Annotated in this window: 7 protein-coding genes; 2 read left to right on the top strand and 5 right to left on the bottom strand. The window is 70.3% G+C overall.

Features of this window, described 5'->3' with window-relative positions:
• Positions 1 to 222 precede the first annotated feature (222 nt).
• The 5 genes from A7A76_RS16640 to tsaA form a co-directional block, all read right to left on the bottom strand.
• Positions 223 to 1,593: an amino acid permease gene (locus tag A7A76_RS16640; RefSeq protein ID WP_206412245.1), complete on the bottom strand. Its 1,371-nt coding sequence runs from the start codon at positions 1,591 to 1,593 to the stop codon at positions 223 to 225.
• 334 nt (positions 1,594 to 1,927) lie between these two features.
• A complete protein-coding gene (locus A7A76_RS16645; RefSeq protein WP_206412246.1) occupies positions 1,928 to 2,689 on the bottom strand; it encodes an ABC transporter permease in 762 nt (253 codons plus the stop codon).
• Positions 2,686 to 3,678 (bottom strand): ABC transporter ATP-binding protein, encoded by a 993-nt coding sequence (locus A7A76_RS16650; protein WP_206412247.1) that lies wholly within the window; start codon positions 3,676 to 3,678, stop codon positions 2,686 to 2,688. The genes A7A76_RS16645 and A7A76_RS16650 overlap by 4 nt, the downstream gene beginning before the upstream one ends.
• Positions 3,679 to 3,866: 188 nt before the next feature.
• A complete protein-coding gene (locus A7A76_RS16655) occupies positions 3,867 to 4,373 on the bottom strand; it encodes an SRPBCC domain-containing protein (RefSeq protein WP_206412248.1) in 507 nt (168 codons plus the stop codon).
• A gap of 241 nt (positions 4,374 to 4,614) precedes the next feature.
• On the bottom strand, positions 4,615 to 5,145 hold the full coding sequence (tsaA, locus tag A7A76_RS16660) for a tRNA (N6-threonylcarbamoyladenosine(37)-N6)-methyltransferase TrmO (RefSeq protein WP_206412249.1): 531 nt from the start codon (positions 5,143 to 5,145) through the stop codon (positions 4,615 to 4,617).
• A gap of 190 nt (positions 5,146 to 5,335) precedes the next feature.
• On the opposite strand from tsaA, the gene A7A76_RS16665 reads away from it, so the two are divergent.
• Complete coding sequence (locus A7A76_RS16665; RefSeq protein WP_206412250.1) at positions 5,336 to 5,710, top strand: YciI family protein; 375 nt, start codon at positions 5,336 to 5,338, stop codon at positions 5,708 to 5,710.
• 77 nt (positions 5,711 to 5,787) lie between these two features.
• Positions 5,788 to 7,932 (top strand): beta-propeller domain-containing protein, encoded by a 2,145-nt coding sequence (locus A7A76_RS16670; RefSeq protein WP_206412251.1) that lies wholly within the window; start codon positions 5,788 to 5,790, stop codon positions 7,930 to 7,932.
• Positions 7,933 to 8,161: the final 229 nt, after the last annotated feature.

The following is an 8,161-nucleotide window of genomic DNA, read 5'->3' on the forward strand; positions in this document are numbered from 1 at the left end:
AAGGCAGAGGCAACAGCAGAGTCAAAATGGGTTCCGGCTTTCGCCGGAATGACGGTCTGGGGGGTTGCGGGGCTTCGGGGTGTGGCGGCGGAGCTGCGTCGCTTCGGTTGGTCGCGACTCGCGTCGCTCCTGCAGGGAGATACGAAACTCGCCGGAGATGCTGCAGGAACGGCGCGAACCGAGCCCGCGCCGCCTGGACCACTCCTTATCGCCGAGCCCCACTCAAGCCGCCGCCTCGCGCCGCTGAAACCCCAGCGCATAGAACAGCACCGTCAGCAGGACCAGGAACGCCGGCCCCACGATCAACGCGACCCGGGTGTCGGGAAAATAGGCCATCAGCCCGATCACCAGCACCAGGAACGCCAGCGCGATCCACGACCCCAGCGGATACATCGGCGCCTTGAACGCCAGCGCATCGCGCTCGGCCGCGCTCAGGCGCGCGCGGAACTTCATGTGCGCCACCAGGATCACGCCCCAGGTCCAGATCGCGCCGAAGGTGGCGATGGACGTCACCCACACGAATACCTTGGCCGGGGCCAGGTAGTTCAGCGCCACACCGATCAGCAGCGCCGTCACCGACACCAGGATCGCCGCGCGCGGCACGCCGCCGGGCGAGGTGCGCGCGAACAGCGCCGGCGCCTGCTTCTGCTGGGCCAGGTTGTAGAGCATGCGCCCGGTGCTGAAGATGCCGCCGTTGCACGAGGACAGCGCCGCGGTCAGGACCACGAAGTTGATGATGCCGGCGGCCTCGCGGATGCCCAGGCGCTCGAAGGTCTGCACGAACGGGCTGCCGGTGGTGCCCAGTTCGTTCCACGGGTACAGCGACAGGATCACGAACAGCGCGCCGACGTAGAAGATCACGATGCGCCAGAACACCGAGTTGATCGCATCGGGAATCGACTTGGCCGGGTTGGCCGCCTCGCCCGCGGTCAGGCCGATCATCTCCACGCCGAGGTAGGCGAACATCACCATCTGCAGCGACATCAGCACGCCCTGCGCGCCGTTGGGGAAGAATCCGCCGTGCGCCCACAGGTTGGAGATGCCGATGGCCACGCCGCCGTTGCCCAGGCCGAACACGATCATCGCCAGGCCGCCGAGGATCATCGCGACGATGGTCACCACCTTGATCATCGCGAACCAGAACTCGAACTCGCCGTAGGCCTTGACCGTGATCAGGTTGACCGAGCCCATCGCCACCAGCGCCGCCAGCGCCCACGCCCACTGCGGCGAGCCGGGGAACCAGACCTGCATGTACACGCCGACCGCGGTGATCTCGGCCACGCAGGTCACCAGCCACAGGAACCAGTAGTTCCAGCCGGTCAGGTAGCCCGACAGCGGGCCCAGGTAATCGCGCGCGTAGCGGCTGAAGGAGCCGGCGACCGGGTTGTGCACCGCCATCTCGCCGAGCGCGCGCATGATGATGAAGATCGCGCCGCCGCCGAGCAGATAGGCCAGCAGGATGCCCGGCCCGGCGAGCTTGATCGCGTTGGCCGAGCCGAGGAACAGGCCGACGCCGATGGCCGCGCCCAGCGCCATCAGGCGGATGTGGCGCTCGCTGAGGCCGCGGTGGAGTTGCTGGTGGTCGTTGGGCATCCGCGGTGGCTCCGGCTGCGGTCCGGCGCGACGACCGCGCTGCGTTCAGCGCGGCCGGGCCGGGACCGGCGCAGCATACTCCGCGGTTTCGGTATACGGCAGCGTTTGCAGGCACCGAACATACGATTTGAAGCCCCTCTCCCGCTTGCGGGGTGAGGGGCTGCGTTTGCGAGCCATCGGCTCGCGCAGCACCGAACGCCCGAACGCTTTGCGTTCGGGCCGGGGTGCGGGTTGGGGTGAGGGCGCGCGGTACCGGTCGGCAGCGAAATTCGCGCCTGCGGCGCTCATGCCCTCACCCTGGCCCTCTCCTGCAAGCGGGAGAGGGAACAACGACTCAGCTCTTGAGCTTGTACCCGGTCCGGAAGATCCACCACACCACGACCAGGCACAGCACCATGAACCCCGCCGTCATCCCCACGCTCAAGCCGATGTCCACGTCCGACTTGCCGTAGAAGCTCCAGCGAAAGCCGTTGACCAAGTACACCACCGGGTTGAACAGCGACACCGAGCGCCAGAACGGCGGCAGCATGTCGATGGAGTAGAAGCTGCCGCCGAGGAAGGTCAGCGGCATCACGATCATCATCGGGATCATCTGCAGCTTCTCGAATCCGTCCGCCCATACCCCGATGATGAAGCCGAACAGGCTGAAGGTGACCGCGGTCAGGACCAGGAAAACCACCATCCACAGCGGATGCACGATCTCGAAATCGACGAAGAACCGCGCGGTGATCAGCATCAGCGTGCCCAGGATCACCGACTTGGTCGCCGCCGCGCCGACATAGCCGCAGATCGCCTCGACGAACGACACCGGCGCCGACAGCAGTTCGTAGATCGTGCCCGACCACTTCGGCAGATAGATGCCGAACGAGGCGTTGGAGATGCTCTCGGTCAACAGCGACATCATGATCAGCCCCGGCACGATGAAGGCCGCGTAGCTGATCCCGCCGATCTCGACCATGCGCGAACCGATCGCCGAGCCGAACACGATGAAGTACAGCGAGGTCGACAGCACCGGCGTGGCGATGGACTGCATCAGGGTGCGGAAGGTGCGATGCATCTCGAAGAAATAGATCGCCTTGATCGCATGCAGGTTCATGCCCGCGCCTCCTGCGCCGCGCGCGGCTGCTTGACCAGTTCGACGAAGATCTCTTCCAGCGAGCTCTGCGCGGTCTGCAGATCCTTGAACTCGATCCCGTGCTCGGCCAGCCGCTTGAGCAAGGCGGCGATGCCGGTGTCCTCGGCCTGGGCGTCGAAGGTGTAGACCAGTTCGCCGCCGTCGGCCGACAGGGTCAGCGCGTCGCCGGCCAGCCCGGGCGGCAGCGCGGCCAGCGGCGCCTGCAGCTGCAGGGTCAGCTGCTTCTTGCCGAGCTTGCGCATCAGCGCGCGGGTCTGCTCGACCAGCACGATCTCGCCCTTGCTGATCACCCCGACCCGGTCGGCCATTTCCTCGGCTTCCTCGATGTAGTGCGTGGTCAGGATGATGGTCGTGCCGTTCTCGCGCAGGCGCGACACCATCGCCCACATTTCGCGGCGCAGCTCGACGTCGACGCCGGCGGTGGGCTCGTCGAGGAACAGGATGCGCGGCTCGTGCGACAGCGCCTTGGCGATCAGCACGCGCCGCTTCATGCCGCCGGACAGGGCCATGATCTTCTCGCCGCGCTTGTCCCACAGCGCCAGCTCGCGCAACAGCGTTTCCAGGTAGGCGGGGTTGGGCGGCTTGCCGAACAGGCCGCGGCTGAAGCGCACCGTGTCCCACACGGTTTCGAAGGCGTCGGTGTGCAGTTCCTGCGGCACCAGCCCGATCGCCGCGCGCGCGGCGCGGTAGTCGCGCACGATGTCGTGGCCATCGGCCAGCACCCGGCCTTCGCCGGGATTGACGATGCCGCAGACGATGCTGATCAGCGTGGTCTTGCCCGCGCCGTTGGGCCCGAGCAGGGCGAAGATTTCGCCGCGGCGGATGTCCAGGTCGATGCGCTTGAGCGCCTGGAAGCCGCCGGCGTAGGTCTTGGTGAGGCCCTGGATGGACACGATGGCGTCGCCGGCGCGGACGGCCGGCGCGGGGGTTGCGGACGATTGTGGCGGCATGGCGGCTCCGCGAAGGCCGCGCGCGGCGCGCGCGGCGGTGGCTGTGGCGAAACGCCGGAACGGCGGGTCGCTGCGATGGTAGCGGCGCTTGCGCGCGAATGCCGCCGGCGCGCGCAATGCGGCGCAAAACAGACCGTGCGCGCACATGCAACGCCGCCGCCCGCACCCAGGCGCGGGCGGCGCGCGCCTCAGCGTTCGGCCAGGTACGCGTCCACGCGTTCGAACGAATCGCTCCAGCCCGGCACCAGCCCCTGCGCCTGCGCGCGCTCGCGCTCGCCGCGGCCGGGGAATGCGATGGCCACGGTCAGCCGCGTTTGCTCAGCGCCGACCTCGGCGAAATCGACGGTCACTTCCGACGGTTGCGGCGCGCGCTCGTCGTCCCAGTCGTCGGTGTAGACCAGCCGCTGCGGTTCCACGATCTGCCGGTACAGCCCCTTGATCGGATACTCGGCGCCGTCGGGGCCGACCATGCAGATGCGGAACTGCCCGCCCACGCGCACGTCCATCTGCCGCACCACGCTGCGGAAACCGTGCGGGCCCCACCAGCGCGCGATGTGCACCGGGTCGGTCCAGGCCAGGAACACCAGGTCGCGCGGGGCGTGGATGATGCGTTGCAGAACGATGCTGCGCTCTTCGATACGGTGGGTCGTGCGCGCGGGCGCCACCGCGAGCGTGCTGGAACCGTCGGACGTCATGTCGGAACTCCTGAGCGAGGAAACGCCGCGCCGCGGCCTCCCGCGCTTGCTGGAAGCCGGGCAGGAACCGAAGCCGGGCGGCACGGACCGAAAGAGTTGGATCGATCTTATGTGGAGCTGTGGTAGTTAACCGGCTGGGAAACTAGCGCCGGGGCCACGCCCCGTCAAGGCAGCGCCGGACAGCATGCCGATCCGCGTCCCACCGGCTGAGACGCGCCCGCGGCGAGCGCGCGCAGCGGCCTCAGCCCTGCGCCGGCGGCCGCCGCGGCCGCTTCGGGCCGGGCGCGGAATGGCGGCCCTGGGCGGCGTCGATCTGATCGATCCAACCGGCGCGCGCGCCGACGAAGGCGTCGGCGTAGGGCACGTACGGCTTGATGTCGAGCACCGGCGTGCCGTCGAGCAGATCGACCCCGCGCAGCACCAGCGCGCCGTCCTCCACCGCCACCAGTTCCACCGCCGACAGCCCCAGCGGATTGGGCCGGTGCGGCGAGCGCGTGGCCAGCACCCCGCGCTTGGGCCCGCCGCGCGGCGGTTTCACCTGCGCGTTCCAGCCCTGGCTGCGGTGGAAGGCGAAGATCAGCCAGATCCGCTCGAACCCGGCCAGGTCGGCGTAGGCCTGCGGCGGCAGGTCGGCGACGAATTCCAGCCGAGCCTGCGCCACCGCGCCGCTTTCGGTCCCCGCCACCACCGTCGACTGGTGCGGCGCGTCGATGCGCTGGGCGTAAGGAGAGCGCAGGTAGGCGATCGGGCGGCAGACGAACTCGGGAGGCATGCGGATGGGCGACGGCGCCGGGGAACGGACGGTTATGGTCCCACGCGGCCCGGCGCTGCGGGAAACCGCGGCGCGAAGCCTGAACCCGCATGCGTTTTGTCACTGCATCGGCCTGCGCCGATGGCGCTATCCTGCGGCTCACGCACGAGCGGCCTCGCGGTCGCGCCCCGCCACGCCACCGAGGTCGCGAATGAAATTCCTGGTGATGATCTACAACGACGACGCGCTGATCGAAGCCCTGCCCGACGGCGAGTACGCGACCATGATGCGCGGCTGCCTGCAGCACGCCGACCGGATGCGCGCCGACGGCAAGCTGATGGATTCGCAGATGCTGGCGCCGCCGGCGCAGTCGGTGTCGCTGCGCACCCGCAGCGGCCGCACCACCTTCCTCGACGGCCCCTTCGCCGAGGCCAAGGAGTATCTGGGCGGCTTCAATCTGATCGAAGCGGCCGACATGGACGAGGCGCTGCGCATCGCCCAGGAGTTCCCGTGGAGCCGCACCGGCCGGATCGAGGTGCGCCCGGTGCTGGATTTCGACGCGGTGCGCAAGCACTTCGACGCCTGAACGCGCGCGGCCCGCGCGCAACCCCGTCGGGACCACATGGACGTTGATCGCGGTACACCGCCTCAAGGACGACTCGCATGCCTTCGCTCCCGCTGTCCCCACGCCTGTCCTGGCCGCTGGCCGCTGCGCTGCTGCTGAGCGCCTGCCAGCCCGCGCCCGCGCCGCCACCGGCCGCCGCCGCGCCCCAGGCCCTGCCCGCGTTCGCCGACGACAAGGCGCTGAGCGCGGCGTTCGCGCATCTGCGCCGCGAAGCCGAACTGTATGCGCCGGCGCTGCCGGCGCCGATGGAGATGCCGCCCGCGCCGATGCCCATGGCCGACGCGGCGCCCGCCGCCGCCAGCGATGCGATCACCAACGTCCAGACCGCCGGCGTCGACGAAGGCGACATCGTCAAGAAACACGGCGATTACCTGATCGTGCTGCGCCGCGGCCGCTTGTTCAGCCTCGACATCGGCGGCGGCGGCCTGCGCGCGCGCTCCTCGGTCGACGCGTTCGCGCCGGGCACCGACCCCAGCGGCACCTGGTACGACGAGATGCTGGTCGCCGACGGCCAGGTCGTGGTGATCGGCTACAGCTACGAGCGCGGCGGCACCGAGATCGGCCTGTTCGACCTCAGCGCCGACGGCGGGCTGAGCTATCGCGCCACCTATCACCTGCGCAGCAGCGACTATTACTCGGCCAGCAACTACGCCAGCCGGCTGATCGGCAAACAGCTGATCTTCTACGCGCCGATGAGCGTGCACGGCTACGACGAGCAGCATCCGGAAGCCTCGCTGCCGGCGCTGCGGCGCTGGCGCACCGGCGCGCTGCCGAGCGAGTTCGAGCGGCTGTTGCCGGCGCAACGCATCTACTACGGGCCCGATTCGCTCGACGCCGAGCAGCCGACCCTGCACACGGTGACGGTGTGCGACCTGGGCGGCGCGCCGATGCGCTGCCGCTCCAGCGCCGCGCTCGGCGAACCCGGCCGCAGCTTCTACGTCGCCGGCGACGCGGTCTATGTGTGGACGCAGAACCCGAGCGGGCCGGCGCCCGACGCGAAAGCGAAGCCGGCCGCGACCGCCGCCAGGCGCCCCGGCGCCACCGTCTACCGCCTGCCGCTGGACGGCTCCGCACCCGGCGCGCTGCGCGCCGACGGCGCGCCGATCGACCAGATGAGCTTCCTCGAACGCGACGGCTGGCTCAACGTGCTGGTCGCCAGCGAAGGCCGCGGCGAAGGCATGTGGGCGGCGCAGGTCGAACCCGGCGACCTGGCCCTGCTGCGCGTGCGCCTGAACCAATTCGGCGACGGCCGCGGCATCGCCGCCGCCTCGAACTATCGCCCGCTGCCCGAAGCCGGCGGCCAGCCCGGCTCGCTGCACGCGCGCTACATCGGCGACTGGCTGGTGTTCGGTTTCGGCGCCTATTGGGGCGATGACGGGCGCCGGCCGCAGGGCCTGTACGCGCTGCGTTACGCCCGCCGCGAACCGACCACGGTGCTGCCGCTGCCGCATTGGGTCGAGCGCGTGGACGCGCTGGGCGAGGACGCCATCGCGATCGGCCCGGCGTATGCGCCGCTGCCGCCGGCGTCGAAGTCCGGGCCGAAACCGGTGGCCGCAACCGCGCCGCAGGTCGCGCCGCAGATCGCGCCCGACACCGCGCCGCAATCCGTGCCGGTATCGTTGCTGCAATCCACCACCGGCGCCGCGCTGGTCGAGGAAGAGGTGATCGACATTCCGCCGGTCCCGATGCCGCCGCCGCTGCCGCCCGTGCCGCCGATTCCCGATCAATCGGCGGATAGCGACCTGCACTTCACCAGCCTGCGCCTGGACGCCGGCGCGCGCATCGCCGGCGACTACGTGCAATCGCGCGCGGCCCAGGCCGACCAGCGCAGCCACGGCTTCTTCTACCGCGCCGACAGCGCCGGGCACGGCGTGCTCGGCCTGCCCACGCTCGGCGCCGACGCGCGCGGCCGCTTCAACGCGCGGGTGCTGTACCTGCGCAACCAGGAACTGGCGCTGAGCCCGCTCGGCGAACTGGCCTCGCGCCGCCCCGCCGGCAGCGACAGCGACGACGGCTGCGTGGCCAGCTGCATGGATTGGTACGGCAACGCCCGCCCGATCTTCGTCGGCCCGCGGGTATTCGCCCTGCTCGGCTACGAGCTGGTCGAAGGCCGCGAGCAAAACGGCCGCATCGTCGAGCAACAGCGGGTGGACTTCACCCCGCGCACGGCGGTCGCGCGCTGAGCGCCGGCGCCGTGTCCGCTTCCCGTCCCGCGCCGCGTTGGCGCGAGGACGGGGGGAAGGCAATGCATCGAATCGAACCTTGGCGCGTACGCGCCGGATGGAGCGCGGCGCTGGCGGCGCTGCTCGTCGGCGCGCCGCCGCCCGCGCCGGCGCACGGCGGCGGCCTGGACAGGCACGGCTGCCATCACGACCGCAAACGCGGCGGCTACCACTGCCACCGCGCCTCCGT

The sequence above is a fragment of the Lysobacter enzymogenes genome, from assembly GCF_017168095.1.
Taxonomy (GTDB): Bacteria; Pseudomonadota; Gammaproteobacteria; order Xanthomonadales; family Xanthomonadaceae; genus Lysobacter; species Lysobacter enzymogenes_D.

Bases quoted from the DNA above. Each gene is read 5' to 3' on its own strand.
- A7A76_RS16640 (WP_206412245.1), bottom strand. From the start codon at position 1,593: ATGCCCAACGACCACCAGCAACTCCACCGCGGCCTCAGCGAGCGCCAC.
- A7A76_RS16645 (WP_206412246.1), bottom strand. From the start codon at position 2,689: ATGAACCTGCATGCGATCAAGGCGATCTATTTCTTCGAGATGCATCGC.
- A7A76_RS16650 (WP_206412247.1), bottom strand. From the start codon at position 3,678: ATGCCGCCACAATCGTCCGCAACCCCCGCGCCGGCCGTCCGCGCCGGC.
- A7A76_RS16655 (WP_206412248.1), bottom strand. From the start codon at position 4,373: ATGACGTCCGACGGTTCCAGCACGCTCGCGGTGGCGCCCGCGCGCACG.
- tsaA (WP_206412249.1), bottom strand. From the start codon at position 5,145: ATGCCTCCCGAGTTCGTCTGCCGCCCGATCGCCTACCTGCGCTCTCCT.
- A7A76_RS16665 (WP_206412250.1), top strand. From the start codon at position 5,336: ATGAAATTCCTGGTGATGATCTACAACGACGACGCGCTGATCGAAGCC.
- A7A76_RS16670 (WP_206412251.1), top strand. From the start codon at position 5,788: ATGCCTTCGCTCCCGCTGTCCCCACGCCTGTCCTGGCCGCTGGCCGCT.